This window comes from Kitasatospora sp. NPDC002522 (assembly GCF_053595195.1).
Genome location: NZ_JBSFXE010000017.1, coordinates 1 through 18,118, shown reverse-complemented (window position 1 = coordinate 18,118; position 18,118 = coordinate 1). Strand labels below are relative to the sequence as shown.

Genomic DNA, 18,118 nt, shown 5'->3' with positions numbered 1-18,118 from the left:
AGGCGTCATTCCGACCGGGCAGCCCGCTGCGGCACCTTGGAGGAGTAGCCAGTCACCCGATCCGAAGGGCCCGCTGATGTCCACCGCCTCGCACCCGGTCTCCGCTCCGAGCGTCTCGCGCAAGCCGGCCGTTGAATCGCGGCCGGGGTTCTGGCGGGCGCCGTTCTCCTCCTTCACGTTCCGCGAGTTCGGGTACACGTTGACCGGACTGCCGATGGCGATCCTCGGGTTCACGGTGGTGGTGACGCTGTTCTGCCTGGGGATCGGGACGGCGGTCACCATGCTGGGGCTGCCGGTGCTGGCGCTGCTGCTGGTGGCGGCCCGCGGGCTGGGCGCCGGGGAGCGGTACCGGGTCGGCAGCCTGCTCGGGCTGGAGCTGCCCGCGCCGCGGCCGGTGACGGTCCGTCGGGAGGGCGTGTGGGGCGCGATCACCGCGCGGCTCGGCGACGCCGCGGGGTGGAAGGCGGTGCTGCACCAGTTCGTGATGTTCCCGTGGGCGGTGTTCAGCTTCAGCGTCTCGCTGGTGTTCTTCACCGTCGGCTGGGCGCTCGTGCTGTTCCCCGCCTACCAGTGGGTCTTCGCGCGCTACACCGACTGGAACGGCTACCGGGTCGCCGACTGGACCGACAGCCACGGCGTGCACCACGTCTACGAGCTCACCTCGTTCTGGCAGATCGCCGCTGTCACCGTGGTCGGCCTGGTCCTGGTCTTCCTCACCCCGCACCTGATCCGCGGCCTGACCAACGTCAACCGCCTCGCCGCCCGCGCCCTGCTCGCCGGCCACTGACCACGCGCCGGGGCCGGGCCCAGCGCCCGGCCCCGTGCCGACCGCACGCACGAACATGCGCCGCCCAGGGCCCCGTGTTCGGATGGGACGGGCCGAAGCCCCTCCGCCGAAGGAGCCCGATGAGCGCCGCGCCCCCGACGCTGCGTCAGCGACCGGACCGCGAGGCGGTCCTGGTCACCTCCCGGCCGCTGGACGAGTACTGCGCCTACTTCGGCCTCACCCGCGCCGACCTCGCCGCCCTGCCCGGACCGGTCCTCGACTGTCCCGGCGGGGCGGCCGCGCTCGCCGCCGAAGCCCGCACCCTCGGCTGCGAGGTGATCGCCGCCGACCCCGCGTACGCCGCCGGCCCCGACCGCCTCGCCGCCCTCGCCGACGCCGGACGCGACCGGATGGCCGGCGCCATCCACCGCGACCCCCGCCGCCACCTGCCGCCCGGCCGCCACCACCCCGACAAGTACCTGCGCAGCTGGGACCGCGCCCGCCGGCTCTTCACCGCCGACGCCGCCGCCCACCCCGAGCGCTACATCGCGGCCGCGCTGCCCCGGCTCCCGTTCGCCGACCACACCTTCGCGCTCACCCTCAGCTCCTACCTGCTCTTCGCGTACCCGGCGCACTTCGCCCCCGCCGAGCAGCTGCGAGCCCTCCTCGAACTCACCCGCGTCACCGCCCCCACCGGCGAAGTCCGGGTCTACCCGCTGTTCGACGGGACCGGGCGCCCCTGCCCCCACCTCCCGGAACTGCGGGCCGCGCTGCGCCACCACGGCATCGCCGGCCGGGTCCTCACCACCAGCCCCCCGCACCGCACCCTCGTCCTGCGCCGCCGCTGACCACTCGCCGCGACCTGGCCGGGAAAGCACCGGAAAACGCACCGGAAAAGCAGGCGGCCCGTGGGCTGCTTCCTCGGGCCGGGGTCCCGCACGAGGGCGGGAGCGGCGGTCGAGGCACCGGGGATGTACCGGTGAGCCCACGGGCCGGGTGACTGCTTGGGTCTGCGCCTGAGCCGGAGGCCAGGCGGCCTCATCCTGCACAGGCAGGGGCGGCTCTAGCGAGCAGCCACCTCACGCATCCTGATGGAACTCAATTCAGGATCACCTCCTTTCAGTGTGCCGCCACCATAGGCACCGCCCTCCGCCGGAGGCAACGGATTATTCGCACAGAAAGGCCGAAGGCCCGGAGGCGATGCCTCCGGGCCTTCGTGCTACTGAGTAGCGGGGACAGGATTTGAACCTGCGACCTCTGGGTTATGAGCCCAGCGAGCTACCGAGCTGCTCCACCCCGCGTCGGTGAACCCAACAGTACGTGAGAGCCACGGGAAAAGGAAATCGGGTTTCACGGGGCGGGGTCGGGGGCCGGGCGGACCGGTTGGCGGGCGCGGCGGGTCTGGGCCCAGACGGCGAAGCAGACCAGAGTGGCGAAGGCGGGGACCATGACCAGGCCGTAGACCAGGAGGAAGCCGTCGGTGCCGAGGTCGGCGGCGGCGTTCCAGGCGCCGTGCAGGGACATCGCGAGGAGCAGGCCGACGGGGGCGGCGAGGCGGGCGAGCCAGCGGCGGCCGGTGGTGAGGGAGACGGCGAGGCCGAGTCCGGTCAGCGCGGTGAACAGGGGGTGGGCGAAGGGGGACAGCAGGGCGCGCAGCACGAAGGTGTGCACGGTGCCGTCGAAGTCGCGCAGGCTGGGGGTCTGGCCGAGGCCGATGGAGTCCAGCCGGGCCTGCTGGTCGGCGGTGAAGGCGCGGCCGAGGTAGAGCGCGTTCTCGGTGAAGGCGAAGCCGCAGGCGGTGACCCCGCCGAGGACCATCCCGGCGGCCAGGGTGCGCGGGTTGGCGCGGGAGCGGCGGCGGGGGGCGGGGCGCAGGTAGGGCGCGGTGCGGCCGCCGCGGTGCCAGAGCAGGCGGCGCAGGCGTCCGCAGGGGCGGGCCGCGTCGCAGCGGTGCCGGCGGCGCAGCGGGAGCAGCAACATGGCCAGCGCCGAGCCCTTGGCGACCTCCTCGATCAGCGGGGTCGCGAACTCCGCGCCGAGCGTCTCGCCGCGCGCGCCCTGGTGGGCGACCAGGAAGTCGCTGGCCCAGCCGTTCGCCATGATCGCCACGGTGGTCGCGGCGCACGCGCCCCAGGCGAGGCAGAACAGGGTGTGCCGGATCGGCACCCGCGCGGTCTGGTTCAGCCAGGCCAGCGAGCCCAGCACGAACGGCAGTGGCAGCAGTGCCAGTCCGAGTCCGACCAGCAGCCCCGTGGTACCGGTCTGCCGCTGCACCAGGTGCAGGATCAGCAGCCCGGACCCGGCCAGTGCCAGCGCCGCGAGCGCGGAGGAGAGCGCCGGCCGGCGCATCGGCAGCAGCCGCCGCAGCAGCCGGAGTGCCCGGGGCAGGACGGCCGCCGCACCGGAGACCGGGGCGGCGGCGTCGGCGGGGGCGGGGGAGTCGGTGCCGGGTGACGAGGTGGGCTGCCCGGGGATGCGCCCGCTCAGGACGGTGCGGCGCGGGCGGTGCGGGAGCAGCCGACCGGCCCGGCGGACCCCGGACGCGGGGTTCGGCCGGACACCGGCAGGGGTCGTCGGGTCGTCGGCGGCCATGGCGGCCGCGCCGACGGGCCCGCCGGGAATGGCGTTGCCGCTGGGCGGACTGCTCACCTGCAGAAGCGTAGGCGAAGGCCCCGTTCCGGCGGGAGGGGTCGGGACGAACCGTACCCACCCGGTGACGGTTGGTGATATGGGGTCAACTGCCGTGACCCCGGAGGTGGGTCAGCGGCGGCGGAACAGCAGGTCGTGCACGACGTGCCCCTTGGCCAGGCCGGTCCGCTCGAACTTGGTGACCGGGCGCCAGTCCGGCCGCGGCGCGTAGCCGGGGTGGCTGCCCTCGGGGTGCTCGGCGGGCTCCAGCCAGCCGGTGCCGTCGCCCTCGGGGTGGAGGTTCTCCAGTTCGGGTGAGTCCGACAGCACGGCCAGCATCTGCTCGGCGTACGGCTCCCAGTCGGTGGCGCAGTGCACCAGCGCGCCGGGGGCCAGGCGCGGCAGCACCAGGTCGAGGAAGGACTGCTGGATCAGCCGGCGCTTGTGGTGCTTGGGCTTCGGCCACGGGTCCGGGAAGTACACCCGCAGACCGGCCAGCGAGGCGTCGGGCAGCATGTCGCGGAGCAGGATCACCGCGTCGCCGGCCGCCAGGCGGACGTTGTCCGAGCCGTCGCGCTCCAGGAACTGCAGCAGGTTGCCGTGGCCGGGGGTGTGCACGTCGGCGGCGAGGATGCCCGCGGACGGGTCGGCGGCGGCCATCGCGGCGGTGGTGTCGCCCATCCCGAAGCCGATCTCCAGGGTCACCGGACGGCCGTCGAACATCGCGACCAGGTCCAGCGGCGTCCCGTCGATGGCGAAGCCGTACGCCTCCCAGCTGCGGTCCAGCGCACCGGCCTGGGCCTTGGTCATCCGGCCCCGGCGCGGCTGGAAGCTGCGGATCCGCTGCTCGCGGTGCTGGGCTTCGGTGGCCTTGTGCGGGTACATCGGCGCGGGGTACGCCGCCGGGGCGGCGGAGAGCCGGGCGGACGGGGTCAACTGGGAGCTGGGGGCGGTGGCAGTCACAATCGCACCAGTCTACGGGTCGGACTCCGGCCCCGGACCGGGTCGTGACAAGGCTTACAACCGGGCCGGGACCAGGTTCGCGGGCGGCCGCGCGGGGCCTCAGGCGAGTGCGGCGACCGCCCGCCGGGCGACCTCCCGGCCGATCGCCAGCGAGGCGGTCGCCGCGGGCGAGGGCGCGTTGAGGACGTGGACCACCCGGCGCGGGGAGCGCGGGTCGTCCGGGTCGAAGCCGGCGAAGGCGAAGTCGTCGAGCAGGGTGCCGTCCGCGGCGACGGCCTGGGCGCGGACGCCGGCCGCGGTGGGGACCAGGTCGGCCTCGGTGACGGCGGGCAGCAGGCGGCGGACGGCGGTGGTGAAGGCGCGCTTGGAGAGCGAGCGGTGGAGTTCGCCGATCTCGTAGCGCCAGTGCCGGCGGGCGATCCGCCAGGCGCCGGGGAAGCGGACCGTCTCCGCCAGGTCGCGCAGGCTGACGGTCCGCCAGTCGTAGCCCTCGCGGGCCAGCGCGGGCACCGCGTTGGGGCCGACGTGGACGTCGCCGTGGATGCCGCGGGTGAGGTGCACGCCGAGGAACGGGAACGCCGGGTCGGGCACCGGGTAGACCAGCCCGCGCACCAAGGTCCGCCGCTCGGGCGCCAGTTCGTAGTACTCGCCGCGGAACGGGACGATCCGCACGCCGGGGTCGTCGCCGGCCAGCCGGGCGATCCGGTCGCTGTGCAGTCCGGCGCAGTTCACCAGCACCGCGCAGCGCAGCTCGCCGCCGGAGGTCTGCACCGTCACCCCGTCCGCGCGCCGCGCGATGTCCAGCACCGAGGTGTTGAGGCGCAGTTCGGCGCCGCGTTCGGCGGCCAGCGCGGCGTAGCGGCGGGCCACCGCGGGGTAGTCGCAGATGCCGGTGGTGGCGAGGTGGAGTCCGGCGATGCCGGTGACCTCCGGTTCGTACGAGCGGATCCCGGCGGCGTCGAGTTCGTGCAGCGGGATGCCGTTGGCCCGGCCGCGTTCGGCGAGGGCGGCCAGGCGCGGGAGTTCGGCGGGGTCGGTGGCGACGATCAGCTTGCCGGTGACCTCGTACGGGATGCCCTGGTCGCGGCAGAACTCGACCATCTCGGCGGCGCCGCCGGTCGCGTAGCGGGCCTTGAGCGAACCGGGCCGGTAGTAGACGCCGCTGTGGATGACCCCGCTGTTGCGCCCGGTCTGGTGCGCGGCGAGCGCACCCTCCTTCTCCAGCACGGTCACCGACCGCCCGTGCCCGGCCCGGGTCAGTGCGTACGCCGTGGACAGCCCGACGATGCCACCGCCGACCACCAGCACCTCGACGTCGTGCTTCAACCCCGCACCCCGATCCTCCGCGACCCGACCCCCGCCCCGATGGTGCCACGGGCGGGTGGCGGGGGTACCGGGAAACGGTCAGGTGGAGGCCGTGAGCACCAGCCGTGCGCGTTCGGCGAGTTCCTTGACCCGCTGCTCGTTCTGGTAGGGCTCCAGGCGGCGCAGGAGCTCGACGACGTACTCGCGGCTGCGGTGGGAGGAGATCCGCCCGGCCACCTCGACGGCGCGCTCGCCCGCGGCCACCGCGGCGTCCAGGTCGCCCGCCTCGGCCTCGGCCATCGCGGAGACCACCAGCCGCAGGCCGTGCGAGCGGACGAAGCCCTCGGTCGGGCGGGCCAGCGCCTCGCGGGTGAACTGCCGGACCTTGGACGGGACTCCGAGGTCGCGGAAGCACTCGGCGGCGTCCGCGGCGAGCCGGTCGTAGGCGTAGAAGTCGATCCAGGTCGGGTCCTGGTCGCCGGGGCGGGCCCGGTCCAGGGCGGCCTCGGCGGCGGCCAGCGCGGTGCCGCAGGCGGCGGCGTTGCCGGCCTTGGCGTGCGCCCGGGCCTCCACCAGGTGGAAGAAGCTCATGGTGCGGGCGGTGGCCAGGCCCCGGTTGCGCTCCAGCGCGGCCTGCGCCAGGTCGACCGCCTCGTCCGGGAAGGACCGGTAGGACGCCTGCAGGCTCATCGAGGCCAGCACGTACCCGCCGAGCGGCACGTCGCCGGCCGCCCGGGCCAGCCGCAGGGCCTGGATGTAGTAGCGCTGGGCGGCCTCGTGCTGGCCGGTGTCGAACGCCATCCAGCCCGCCAGCCGGGTCAGTTCGGCGGTCGCACCGAACAGCGCCCGGCCGATCGCGTCGCTGTACGAGGCGAGCAGCAGCGGCGCGGCCTCCACCCGCAGGCACTCCGGCACCATCGAGGAACGCCAGTCCCCGCCGCCGTACTTGGAGTCCCAGCGGCGGGCCTCCTGGGCGGCCTCGCGGAGCTTGGCGGCGTCCGCGTGACCGACCCGGTAGCCGGACAGGTCGGGGACGGCCTCGCGGGCCACCGAGCCGTCGGCGGGGGTGATCAGCCAGCGGGAGACCGGGGTGGCGTACGCGGCCACCGAGAAGGTGCCGGCCAGGCTGTCGCTCCAGCGCCCGCCGCCGGGGCCGCGGCGCAGGTCCAGGTCGACCCGCCACAGCTCGGTGGCCGAGCGGACCGCCTCCGGCACCTCGCGCGGGAACTCCAGGCCGAGCTCCGGGGTCGGGTGCGAGTCGGCCAGGCCGATCTCCTCCAGCGGCACCGGCCGGCCCAGCTTGTTGCCGAGCGCGGTGGCGATCAGGTGCGGCACCGGGCGCTGCGGGACCATGCCCTTGGTCACCCAGCGGGCCACCGAGGTCTTGTCGTAACGAAGGGTCAGGCCGCGTTGCGCGCCCAGGTCGTTGACCCGGCGGGCAAGTCCGGCGTTGCTGATCTGGGCGAGCGCGAGGAGGGCGCCCAGCCGGTCGTTCGGCCCTCGTGAGCTGACGGTCATGGTGGCGGTGGCACCCCCTGGCGACGTCGTGCGCGGATGGCGGCGAGTGCGACGGCAGCAGCGCGCCACCGGACTGCTGCACCTAGCGTAGTCGTCCGCGTTCCGAGGGTTAAGAGGCCGCATTCCGGATGGCGGGAACGCGCACCCTGCACGGCGGGCGGCCGGATGCCCGCGCCGGGGTCCGCGGGCACCTGCCGGACGCGCGTGCTCCGGTCCCGTGCCCGCATGCGCCACCCGTGCTCCCTAGGCCGCAGCGGCAGGTCGGCGATTCGCTGGAGCCTGTGGATCGGCCCGCCGCCGAGGACCCGGCGGGCCGGGGGAAACGCTGCCTCAATCCCCGCGGGCAGCGGCGGGTCCGGGAGGGCATGCGGATGCCCTCCCGGACCGTGCGACGGCTTTCGGCCATCCGCGGCCGAGTGCGGACGTCCACGGACCGCCGCCCGAAGCCCACCGTCCGCGCCCGGAACGCGAGTTCCCGGCCGCGACGGGCGGCACCGCACGGCCCGGGCCCCGGAGGGGGGAGCCCGGTCCGGCAGCCCGTCCTGCCGGAAAGCCGGGCGCTCGATCGCCCCATCGGTGGCACGATGTCTCCTGACGGCGCGCCACACCGCGACGCCCGCACGGGCGTTCGGCGCGCGCTGCGGCACGTCAGGTGGAGGCGCGATGCGGTGGCTCACCGGCTGGAGCGGGCTGACCGCGGCCGACCCGGCCCTCGCTGCCGTCCGCCCCCTGGCCGCCACCCTGCTGTGGGGCGGCCCGAACCCGCTCTGGGCGGTCGGCGACTGGCGGCCCGACGAACTGCGCGTCGCCGTCCTGCGCCCCGGCGGTCCCGCCGCGGTCCGCGGCGGACTCGACCCGCACGACCCCGCCGACAACGCCGACCGCGACACCCCCGCCACCCTGCGCCTCGCCGTGGTCGGCCGCTGCGGCGCCACCGACCGGGAACTCGCCGACGGCATCGCCGCCGCCCGCGGCGGCGCGCTGCGCCACCTCACCCACTGGCCCGGCAGCTACACCGTGGTGCTGCGCGCCGGCACCCGCTCCACCGTGCTGCTCACCGACCTGGCCGGCGCCCAGCCCGTCTTCCACACCCCGTTCGCCGGCGGCACCGCGTACGCCACCGCCGCGCTCCCGCTCGCCGACCTGGTCGGCGCCCCCGTCGACGCCGCCCACCTGGCCGCCCGGCTGGCCACCCCCGAGACCCCGGAGACCCTCGGCGACCGCACCCCGTACCGGGGCGTCCGCCGGGTCCCGCCCGGCAGCGCGCTCGGCATCCGCGGCGGCCGCGCCGACCACACCTCCTACCTCGACGACCCCGCCGAACCGCGCGCCGAGGCCCCCGCGGTCCGCGAACTCACCCGCGCCCTGCTGGAAGCCGTCCGCTGCCGGGTCCGCGCCACCGCCCCCGCCGACCGGCCGCGGCTCGGCGTCGACCTCTCATACGGCACCTCGTCCGCCACCGTCGCCCTGCTCGCCGCCGCCGTCCCGCTGCCCGCGAGCCCGTCCGCGGACCGCACCGCCGCCGACCTCCCTACCCCGCGCAGCGGCGCGGTCAAGGGCTCCTGGACCCGCCGCCCCGACGACACCGCGGCCCCCGAGAGCCTCGCCGCCGTCACCCTCGGCGCCGCCGAAGGACTCGCCCTCGCCGTGCACGCCCCCCGGCTGCGGCACCTCGTCGTCCCCGACCGCCCGCCCTACGCCGGCCTCGGCGACCCGTCCGCGGCCGCGACGGAAGCCGGCTGGTACCCCGAGGCCGGACCGCTCACCGACGAACCCGGCCCGGCCCTGCTCGAAACGGCCCGGTACACCGCCGCCCACCGCGCCGGCGGCGCCGACCACCTCACCGGCCACGGCGCCCGCCAGGTCCTGGACGGCCACCCCGCCCGGCTCGCCGACCTGATCCGCTCCGGCCGCTCCCTCGACCTGCTGGCCCCCGTCGCCGCCCTGGCCGGCGCCGACCGCGCCACCGCCGGCGCCCTCACCGGCACCCTGCGCACCCCCGTCACCGTGCTGCGCGCCGCCCGCCGCCTCGCCCGGGCCCGCTACGCCGACGCCCTCGACGAACTCGCGCTGCGCCTGACGCTCCGTCACCCACCCGCCGAGCGCGCCACCGTCGGCGGCCACCTCGCCGCGGACCTCGCCTGGCACCTCCCCGGCCCCGCCGCCCACCTGCTCGCCGACGAACCGCTCGCCGCCCTCGCCCAGCACCTGCGCACCGCCGCCCGCGAACCCGCGCCCACCGAACCCCCCGGCGCCCGCCGCGCCCGCCTCGCCCTGCACCGGCACGCCGCCCACTTCCGCACCCTGGTGCACGCCACCGAGCAGCACGGGCAGCGGCTGCACGCGCCCTTCCTGGACAACCAGGTGGTCCGCGCCGCCCGCCTGCTCCCCGACGACGTGCGGCTGCACCCCGGTGCCCGGCACGCCCTGCTCGCCGCGGTGCTGGCCGGGACCGGCCGCGCCGACCTGCCCGCCGACTGGGGCCGCACCCCCGGCCCCGACCCGCACGCCCCCGCCCGCGCGGGCCTGCGCGCCGCCGCCCCGCAGCTCACCGAGCTGTTCGACCGGCCGCTGCTCGCGGACGCCGGACTGATCGACACCCCCGCCGTCCGCAAGGCCCTGGCGGCCGCCACCGACCCCGGCCACCGCCCCGCCCCGCCCGCCGTCCTGGCCGCCCTCGCCGACCTGGTCGCCACCGAACTCTGGCTCCGCCGCCTCGCCGCCCGCCGCCCCGGCTCCTCCTGGACCGGCCTCCCCACCCCCCGCCGCACCGCCCTTACCCCCTGAGGCCCCGTCACACCCATCGGCACCCACCGCGCGTGCTGCCCGCCGTCCGCGCAGTCCCGCCCGTTTGCCCTGCTCCCGCGCTTGTCTCCCCACGTAGAGCGTCGCGCGTGCTGCCCGCAGGGCTCCGCGCGTCCTCCCTTCGCCCCAGCCGGCGGCGGGTTACCGTCGCAACCCCGACCCCGGAGGACACCGGTGACCGAGATGCTTCCCGTGCGCAGTGATCCGCCCCCGCCCGGCGCAGCCGTCCTCGCGGCCTGCGACGGCTCCGACGCCTCGCTCTGGGCGCTCGACCGGGCGATGTCCGAGGCCGAGGCGTACCGCCTGCCGCTGCACGTGCTCGCGGTGGTCAACCCGTCGCCGACCGGCTACCCGCCGGGCATGGCGGAGCTGGTCCAGGAGAGCGTCGAGCGGCTGACCGAGTCGATGGCCGACGGCCTGCGCCGCGCGGTCGCCACCGTCCAGGCCGCCCGGCCGCGTCCGTACGGCGGCGAGCTCGGCCTGCACGTGGTGCTCGGCAACGTCATCGACGTGCTGCTGCAGGCCGCCACCGGCCGGCACACCCTGGTGCTGGGCACCCGCGGCAACGGCGGCTTCACGAGGCTGCTGCTCGGCTCGGTCTCCACCGCCGCCGTCCACCACGCGAGTTGCCCGGTGCTGGTGGTCCCGGCCCCCGCCGCGGCCACCTGACGGGCGGCTGAGCTGGAATGACTCCGGATCGTTGAGCGTTCACCTTCCTGTCGAAGGCCGCCCGGGCCGCGACCGAGGCCGCCCGGCCGCCGAGAACCACCGACAGGAGCCCGCCCACCCATGAAGGTCGAAATCTACTCGGACATCGCCTGCCCCTGGTGCTACGTCGGCAAGCGCCGGTTCGAGCAGGCGCTCGCCCGCTTCGAGGGCAAGGACGGCGTCGAGGTGGTCTTCCGCCCGTACCAGCTGGTCCCCGACGCGCCCGAGCAGGCCCGGCCGCACCGCGAGTGGCTCGCCGAGCGCTACGGCCCGCAGTCCGTCGCCATGGACGACCGGATCACCGAGCTCGGCCGGACCCTCGGTATCGACTACGACTTCGACGCCGCGCTGGAGGTCAACACCCTCACCGCGCACCGCCTGCTGCACCTCGCCGAGACCGAGTACGGCGCGACCGTCCAGGCGGAGCTCAAGGAGCGCCTGCTCAAGGCCCACTTCACCGACGGCCTGAACGTCGGCGACCCCGCCGTGCTCGCCGACCTGGCCGCCGAGGTCGGCGTCGACCGCGACCGCGCCGCCGCGTACCTCGCGGGCGGCGAGGGCGTCGCCGAGGTCCGCGCCCGGCTCGACGAGGCCCGGCAGCTCGGCATCTCCGCCGTCCCCACCTTCGTCTTCGAGGGCCAGTGGGCCGTGCAGGGCGGCCAGGAGGCCGAGACCTTCCTCCAGGTGCTGCGCCAGGTCGAGGCCGAGACCGCCAAGAAGATCACCCAGCTCGCCCCGGCCGGCGAGGCCTGCGCGGACGACAGCTGCGCGATCTGACGGTCCTCAGCAGGTGAGTCGGGCCTGCGCCCAGTCCGCGACGTCGATCACCTGGACGGTCCCCCGGGTCGGCGTGACGACCAGTCGGACGGTCCGCTGCCCGGTCAGCGCGACGTGCGCCCGGACCGGCTTGTCCCAGGGCCCGAGCTCGCCGGATGACCACAGCACCTGACCGCCGTCGCCCTGGACCGAGAAGACCACCCGGCCCAGCGTGACGTCGAGGTCGTCCAGCCCGGCGACGGCGTCGAAGGCCGTGCAGGAGCGGTTCAGGTCGATGGTCACCCGGGAGGGGATCGGCACCGCCAGCACGTGCGTGTAGTACGTGCCGCGCATCCACGCCCCGTCGCGCTGGGCCACCCGGCCGCCGCCGCGGATCGTCGGCTGCTCGGCCGACTCGCGGTGTCCGCGGTTCAACGGCAGGTCGTCCAGCCAGAACTGGCTGGGCGTCGGCGGCGGCTTCGGCGGGTCCGGGGTCGGGACGACCGGCGGCGTCGGCGTCGGCACGACCGGCGGGTCCGGCACCACCGGGCGCTCGACCACCGGCGGCGTCGGCGTCGGGGTGATCGCCCGCACCGGCGGACGGCTCGGCGTCGGGGACGGCGTGGGAGTGGGAGTGGGCGTCGGGGACGGCGTCGGGCTCGGCGAGGGCTCCGGCACCGAGGGCGACGGCGAGGGCGTCGGCGCCGGCGGGGCGGGCGACTCGGGCGCCGCCGACGGCGGCGGCGCGGCGACCGGCGGCTTGGGCGCCGGCGAACCGGTCAGCGCGAACGCCGCCACCGCCGCCGCGACCACCGCGATCGCCGCCGAGATCCCCGCCTTGGCCGCGGTCCCCAGCCCCTCCGCGGCCGCCGCCCCGGCGCCACCGCCGGACGATCCGGCCGCGCCGCCCGCCGACCCGGCCGCCGCCGCGGTACCCGCACCGCCGGTGGTCCCCGCCGCCGACGAACCCGCGACCGCCGCGCCGCCCGCCACCGCACCGGTCGCCGCCACCCCGGCGCCGACCGCGGCCGCCGCGGCGGAGAAGTACCCGGCACCGACCCAGAGCAGCGCTCCGCCGGGCAGCACCGCCCGCAGACCGTGGTTGATGTCGGCGAGCTCCAGGTACGCGGCGGTGCACCGGGTGCAGTCCTGGACGTGCCGCCCGACCTCCGCCGACGCGCGCTTGCGCAGCGAGCCGCGGGCGTAGGCGCCGAGCCGGTTGGCGTACCCGGCGCACGCGGTGTCCTGACTGCCCGACACATGGGCCTGCAGGAAGCCGGCGGCGAGCCGGTCACGCGCCCGGTGGGCCTGGACGGCCGTGGCGTTGGCGGTCTTGCCCAGCATCACCGCGACGGTCTTCGGCGACTCCCGTTCGACCTCGGTGTGCCAGAGCACCACCCGGTCGTCCTCCGGGAGTTCGGCGTACGCGCGCATCACCATGCGCTGGTCGGCCAGCGCCATCGCCCAGGCGTCGGCGCCCGGGTCGGCCAGGTCGAACTCGACGGTGGCGGCGGAGACTTCGGCGAAGGTGGAGAAGTCGTCCACCAGCTGCTCGCGCCGGTCGGAGCGGGCCCAGGCGGCCGCCACGTTGCGGACCGCGGTCAACAGGTAGGCGCGGACGGCGAACTCGGGTCCCTTGCCGGCCTTCAGCGCCTGCAGGGTACGGGCGAACACCTCGCCGGCCAGGTCCTCGGCGGTGAAGCTGTCCCGGCAACAGGTCCGCGCGTAGCGCCGGACGGCGTCGGCGTGCCGACGGTAGATCTCCTCGTAGGCGGCGTCGTCGCCGGCCCGCACCCGGGCCGTCAACTCGGCGTCGGAAGCCGGACGTTCACCGTCGACGGGATCGGCGGGGGCGGGAACGGTGACGCGCACCGGGCGGTCCTCTCCGACGAAGGCCTCCGGGGTCACCCCGCCGCGTCCGGCGGCGGCCTGGCCCGGGACCCGGCCGCTGAGCGACTCACGGGCCGGGCTGCCGCCCTGGTCCGGTACCTGGCCGGGCGTCTCCAGGCCGGATCCGAACTCCCCGGCGTCGAGCGGCTCTTCGGGGATCACCGGAGACCGTCCAGGGCCCGTCCGGCGCACGCCGCAGGCCGCCCCTCGGAGTCGACGGCGGTCACGGTGCGCAACGGGACAATGGCTCCAACCACGGGCAAAGAATGGCATAGCGGAGCCACCACCGGTAGCCGCCCCGGCCCCGACCCACTCTTCCGGGCCGCCGCTCGCGGACTTGTTCGGACCGTCCCTCGACAAGGCGTTCGGACCGTCACCCACCCGGCGTGCGAGACGCGGTGCCGCCGCCACCGCGTCCACACCGGCCGTCGTCCGGTCGAACCGAGCGCCCGTCAGACCGCCCGCAGGCCCTGCAGCAGGATCTGCAGCAGCCGGTTGCCGGCCGCCCCTTCCGCGACGCCGTCCTGCGCCGCCGGCACGGCAGTCGTCGCGTGCACCGGAACGGCCGCGGTGAGCACCAGCACCACGTCGGCCACCGTCACCCCCGGACGCAGCTCGCCGGCCGCCCCCGCCCGCGCCACCAGCGCCGCCAGCAGGTGCAGCAGCAGCCGCGGATCGGCGCTCTGCTCACCCTCGGCCTGCACCGACGCGACGTTCAGCGCCCGCAGTTCGGCGCCGCGCTGCTCCGGGACCCGACCGATCTCCTCGGCGTACCGGAACGCCTCCGGCGGCAGCAGCCGGCCCGCGCCGGACGCCACCGCCCGCTGCAGGAAGCCCGCCAGCGCGTCCCACGGACCGGTCAGGCCGCCGTACAGCGACTCCCGGGCCTGCGCGGTCAGCCAGGACACCTCCTCGGCGGCGATCCGCTGCACCAGCACCTCCTTGCTCGGGAAGCGCCGGTACACCGTGCCGACGCCGACCCCGGCCCGCCGGGCGACCTCCTCCATCGGAGCGCCGTAGCCGAGTTCACCGAACACCTCGCGGGCGGCCCGCAAGACGCTCTCCAGATTCCGCCGGGCGTCCACCCGCAGGCGCGAACCGGAACCCCGGCCGCCCTCCGCCGGACGCTCCGGGCGGGGAAAGGCGTACCGCTCCCGCTCACCCGGCCCGCGTTGCTCGGGCACCACGTCCACCGCGGTCCTTCCGAACGCCGTTACCGGCAAACGCCCCGCCACCTGATCCTGCTCCGACATGCCAACCTCCCCCGAGGCACCCCGTCCCGGGTACCCGAACGGTTACTGCGCCCCTGGCACGCGCTGCCGACACCGGCCATCGTCCGACGTCCGCGCACTACCCTTCCCCGGATGGCTGCCGGGCAGTCCGCGCCGATGCCACCAGGCCCCAGGCATGGACCGGCACCATCGGCGGTCCGAAGCACAATCCGACCATAGTTCAAGGAAGTTCGCCGCAGAAGTGGACCCTCCACCGGAACGGTTCGGACCGATCCCGCCCGGAGTGTGGACAAGAACCCGTCCGGGGGTGCGTCATAGGGGGAACGTGAAGCGGGTCACAGCCCGAGGCCGGCCGGAGGTGCCCCATTCGAGTCCTGATCATCGGCGGCGGCTGCGCCGGACTGACCGCCGCCCTACGCCTGCAACACCTGCTGCGCGCACAGTTGAGGGACGAGCAGGTCGAGATCACGGTGGTCGAACCGCAGCCGTACCTCACCTTCCAGCCGCTGCTGGCCGAGGTCGCGGCCGGCTCCATCGACCCCCGCCACGTGGTGGTCCCGCTGCGCACCGCGCTGCCCGACTGCCGGGTGCTCACCGCCCGGGTCACCAAGATCGACCACGCCACCCGCCGCGCCTGGGTGGACGCCGCCCCGCGCGGCGAACTCCGGCTGCCCACCGAACTCCCGTACGACATCCTGGTGATGGCCCCCGGCTCGGTCTCCCGCACGGCCCCCGTCCCCGGCCTCGCGGAGCACGGCATGGGCTTCGCCACCGTCGGCGAGGCGGTCGCCCTGCGCAACCACGTCCTCGAACAGCTCGACCTCGCCTCCTCCACCCGCGACCCCGAACTCCGCCACGCGGCGCTCACCTTCGTCTTCGTCGGAGCCGGCTACGCGGGCGTCGGCGCCCTCGCCGAACTCGAGGACATGGCCCGCTACGCCGCCAAGGGCTACCACAACCTCGCGCCCGAGGACCTGCGCTGGATCCTGGTCGAGGCCACCGACCGGATCCTCACCGAGGAGACCCCCGAACTCGCCGCCCACACCCTGGCCGAACTGCGCGAACGCAACATCGACGTCCGGCTCGGCACCACCCTGGAATCCGCTGCCGACCGGCTGATGGTGCTCTCCGACGGCAGTCGCTTCGCCGCCCGCACCCTGGTCTGGACGGCCGGCATCCGCCCCGCGCCGGTGCTCTCCCTCACCGACCTCCCGCTCGACGCCGCCGGCCGGATCCGCTGCCTGCCCACCCTGCGCATCGCCGGCCCCGACGGCACCCCCCTGCCCGACGCCTGGGCCGCCGGCGACTGCGCCGCCGTCCCCGACCAACACGGCGAACCCTGCACCCCCAACGCCCAACACGCCCTCGCCCAAGCCAAGTTGCTCGCCGAGAACCTGGCCGCCGAGCTGGCCGGCCACCCGCTGGCCGGTTATCGTCCCGACCGCCCGGCCTGTTCGACCTCGCTCGGCCTGCGCCGCGCGGTGGCCCACACCCGCCGCGGCACCAGGCTCACCGGCCGCCGCGCCTGGTGGCTGCACCGGGCCCGGCAACTCCGGCGCCTGCCCAGTGCCGACCGCCGGGTCCGGGTGCTGATGGACTGGCTGTTCGGCGGACTCTTCCACCGCGAGGTGGTCTCGATCGGCGCCATCGAGCATCCGCGCGCCGAGTTCGAGTCCGGCTTCGAGTCCGACCTCACCGGCGGACCCGGCACCTGATCCGCCGATCCCCACGCGCACGTGCTGGCAGGTGAGGCGCGCCCCCGGCGTGCGCCCCCGAAACGCGCCGTTCCGGGGGCTCGACTTCCGGAATCACACCGGAGCCTGACAGGATCGACCCCACCGGACCATCACGGCGTGTACCACACCGCGCACACATCGTGATGATCACACCGCATCCCGTCTCACCGAGGACCACCCCCACCCGTACCGAGGAAGCGGCCGACGTTGAACCTCATGCGCTGGAGCGCCCGGCTCGCCGGAGCCGCATGGCGGACCGCTCCCACCACCGCGGACGAACCCGTCACGGTCCCCGGCCAGCGCGACCCCGGCACCCCCGCCGCCGAACCCCGTGACCCCGACCTCCGCTACGACCTCCGCGACGTCGTCCGCCGGCTGCCCGCCCCGATCGCCCTCACCCACGGCCCGCAGCACCTGCTCGGCTACGCCAACCAGGCCTACCGCGAGTTGTTCGGCGCCCGCACCACCGGCCGCCCCGCGGCCGAAGCGCTCCCCGAACTCACCGCCCTCGGCGTGCTCCCGCTGCTCGACCAGGTCCTGCGCAGCGGCCGCCCGCGCAGCGTGAAGTCCCGCTGCATCCTCGGCCTCGGAGGCAACCGGTACTACAACATCGCCTGCGTCCCGCTCGGCCCCGACGAACACGCCGCCGCCACCGGCGTCCTCATCTTCGCCACCGAGGTCACCGACCAGGTCCAGGCCGCCGGCCGCCTCCGCGAAGCCGAACGCCGCCAACGCGAAGCCGCCGTCACCCTCCAGCACAGCCTGCTCCCGCAGAAACTCGAACAGCCTGCCGACCTCCGCGTCGCCGCCACCTACCAACCCGGCGGCACCGACGCCGCCGTCGGCGGCGACTGGTACGACGTCATCGGCCTCGGCGGCGGCCGCACCGCCCTCGTCATCGGCGACGTGATGGGCCGCGGCCTGCGCGCCGCCGCCGTCATGGGCCAGCTCCGCACCGCCGTCCGCGCCTACGCCCGCCTCGACCTCCCCCCGCACGAGGTGATGACCCTCCTCGACGGCCTCGCCATGGAGATCGACGCCAACCAGATCGCCACCTGCACCTACGCCGTCTGGGACCCCGCCACCACCACCCTCGTCTACGCCTCCGCCGGCCACCTCCCCCTCCTCCTGCGCAGCCCCGACGGCACCGTCCTGCGCGGCGAGGAACAGAACGGCCCACCCCTCGGCACCGGCGGCGCCGGCCACCTGTCCCACACCCTCCGCCTCCTCCCCGGCACCACCGGCGTCCTCTACACCGACGGCCTGGTCGAACGCCGCGAGGAGGACATCGACCAGGGCCTCGACCTCCTCGCCCACACCCTCACCGGCCCCGTCGGCACCCCCGACACCGTCTGCGCCCGCCTCCTGCGCGCCCTCGGCGTCTCCGCCGAGCACGACGACGACGTCGCGGTACTGGTCTTCCAGGTGCCACTTGAACCCGGGCCCACAGGTGTGTAAAGTTCTTCGAGTTGCCCGACAGGGAGCACCGGACACGTGTCGACGTGGACGGTCCCGGGGTGGCCAATCCCTGAGAACCACCAGCTGATCCGTACCGGGTCGCGTCTTTTCGCGTCTCCGTTCGTATTTGCTGCGCGCTTTTTCGGAGATTGCGGCCGATTCGCTTTTCGGAGCGGGGATCGGCTAGAGTTTGAAACGTCGGACGGGCCGTCAGGTCGCAGAAGACGAAAGCGAGTCGGGAAAGAGCACAAGCTCGGATCTGATAAGCTGGGAACACGAAAGAACGAAGCGCCCGGAGGGTCGGTCGGAAGGCCGCCTGAAGGAAGTGTCCGTTCCTTGAGAACTCAACAGCG

The 18,118-nt window shown here is 75.4% G+C and carries 12 protein-coding genes, 1 tRNA gene and 1 pseudogene; 7 read left to right on the top strand and 7 right to left on the bottom strand.

The features are described from left to right. Positions 1-76 precede the first annotated feature (76 nt). Both ACWD4U_RS16590 and ACWD4U_RS16585 read left to right on the top strand, forming a co-directional pair. Complete coding sequence (locus ACWD4U_RS16590) at positions 77-787, top strand: sensor domain-containing protein (RefSeq protein ID WP_363459509.1); 711 nt, start codon at positions 77-79, stop codon at positions 785-787. A 119-nt stretch (positions 788-906) separates the two neighbouring features. Next, complete coding sequence (locus ACWD4U_RS16585) at positions 907-1,614, top strand: class I SAM-dependent methyltransferase (protein ID WP_363459511.1); 708 nt, start codon at positions 907-909, stop codon at positions 1,612-1,614. Between the two features lie 379 nt (positions 1,615-1,993). On the opposite strand, the gene ACWD4U_RS16580 is transcribed toward ACWD4U_RS16585, so the two are convergent. From ACWD4U_RS16580 to ACWD4U_RS16560, 5 genes are all read right to left on the bottom strand, one after another. Next, positions 1,994-2,067: transfer RNA gene (locus tag ACWD4U_RS16580), tRNA-Met, on the bottom strand. A 49-nt stretch (positions 2,068-2,116) separates the two neighbouring features. Next, positions 2,117-3,415 carry a PrsW family intramembrane metalloprotease gene (locus ACWD4U_RS16575; protein WP_363459513.1) on the bottom strand — a complete coding sequence of 433 codons (1,299 nt, stop codon included), beginning with the start codon at positions 3,413-3,415 and terminating at the stop codon, positions 2,117-2,119. A gap of 111 nt (positions 3,416-3,526) precedes the next feature. Beyond that, the gene (trmB, locus tag ACWD4U_RS16570; RefSeq protein ID WP_363459515.1) at positions 3,527-4,357 is read right to left on the bottom strand and encodes a tRNA (guanosine(46)-N7)-methyltransferase TrmB; all 831 of its coding nucleotides are present in this window, start codon (positions 4,355-4,357) and stop codon (positions 3,527-3,529) included. 99 nt (positions 4,358-4,456) lie between these two features. Then, entirely contained in the window at positions 4,457-5,683 is a 1,227-nt protein-coding gene (gene lhgO / locus ACWD4U_RS16565) for an L-2-hydroxyglutarate oxidase (protein WP_363459517.1), read from the bottom strand. Between the two features lie 78 nt (positions 5,684-5,761). Beyond that, positions 5,762-7,180, bottom strand: coding sequence for an MFS transporter (locus ACWD4U_RS16560; protein ID WP_363459519.1), 1,419 nt, complete (start codon positions 7,178-7,180; stop codon positions 5,762-5,764). A 663-nt stretch (positions 7,181-7,843) separates the two neighbouring features. Here ACWD4U_RS16560 and ACWD4U_RS16555 point away from each other — a divergent pair. The 3 genes from ACWD4U_RS16555 (at position 7,844) to ACWD4U_RS16545 (ending at position 11,470) form a co-directional block, all read left to right on the top strand. After that, positions 7,844-9,967 (top strand): asparagine synthase-related protein, encoded by a 2,124-nt coding sequence (locus tag ACWD4U_RS16555; protein WP_363459521.1) that lies wholly within the window; start codon positions 7,844-7,846, stop codon positions 9,965-9,967. Positions 9,968-10,168: 201 nt separating this feature from the next. Beyond that, complete coding sequence (locus ACWD4U_RS16550; RefSeq protein WP_363459531.1) at positions 10,169-10,654, top strand: universal stress protein; 486 nt, start codon at positions 10,169-10,171, stop codon at positions 10,652-10,654. 120 nt (positions 10,655-10,774) lie between these two features. Beyond that, a complete protein-coding gene (locus ACWD4U_RS16545) occupies positions 10,775-11,470 on the top strand; it encodes a DsbA family oxidoreductase (protein ID WP_363459523.1) in 696 nt (231 codons plus the stop codon). Between the two features lie 6 nt (positions 11,471-11,476). Here the strand turns inward: ACWD4U_RS16545 and ACWD4U_RS16540 are convergent, their stop codons facing one another. After that, positions 11,477-13,501 carry a sigma-70 family RNA polymerase sigma factor gene (locus ACWD4U_RS16540; protein ID WP_363459524.1) on the bottom strand — a complete coding sequence of 675 codons (2,025 nt, stop codon included), beginning with the start codon at positions 13,499-13,501 and terminating at the stop codon, positions 11,477-11,479. A gap of 290 nt (positions 13,502-13,791) precedes the next feature. After that, positions 13,792-14,532: a TetR/AcrR family transcriptional regulator gene (locus tag ACWD4U_RS16535; RefSeq protein WP_449787210.1), complete on the bottom strand. Its 741-nt coding sequence runs from the start codon at positions 14,530-14,532 to the stop codon at positions 13,792-13,794. 413 nt (positions 14,533-14,945) lie between these two features. On the opposite strand from ACWD4U_RS16535, the gene ACWD4U_RS16530 reads away from it, so the two are divergent. After that, a complete protein-coding gene (locus ACWD4U_RS16530) occupies positions 14,946-16,286 on the top strand; it encodes an NAD(P)/FAD-dependent oxidoreductase (RefSeq protein WP_363459534.1) in 1,341 nt (446 codons plus the stop codon). 228 nt (positions 16,287-16,514) lie between these two features. Then, positions 16,515-17,759, top strand: a pseudogene (locus ACWD4U_RS16525) (PP2C family protein-serine/threonine phosphatase); the annotation flags it as partial. Positions 17,760-18,118: the final 359 nt, after the last annotated feature.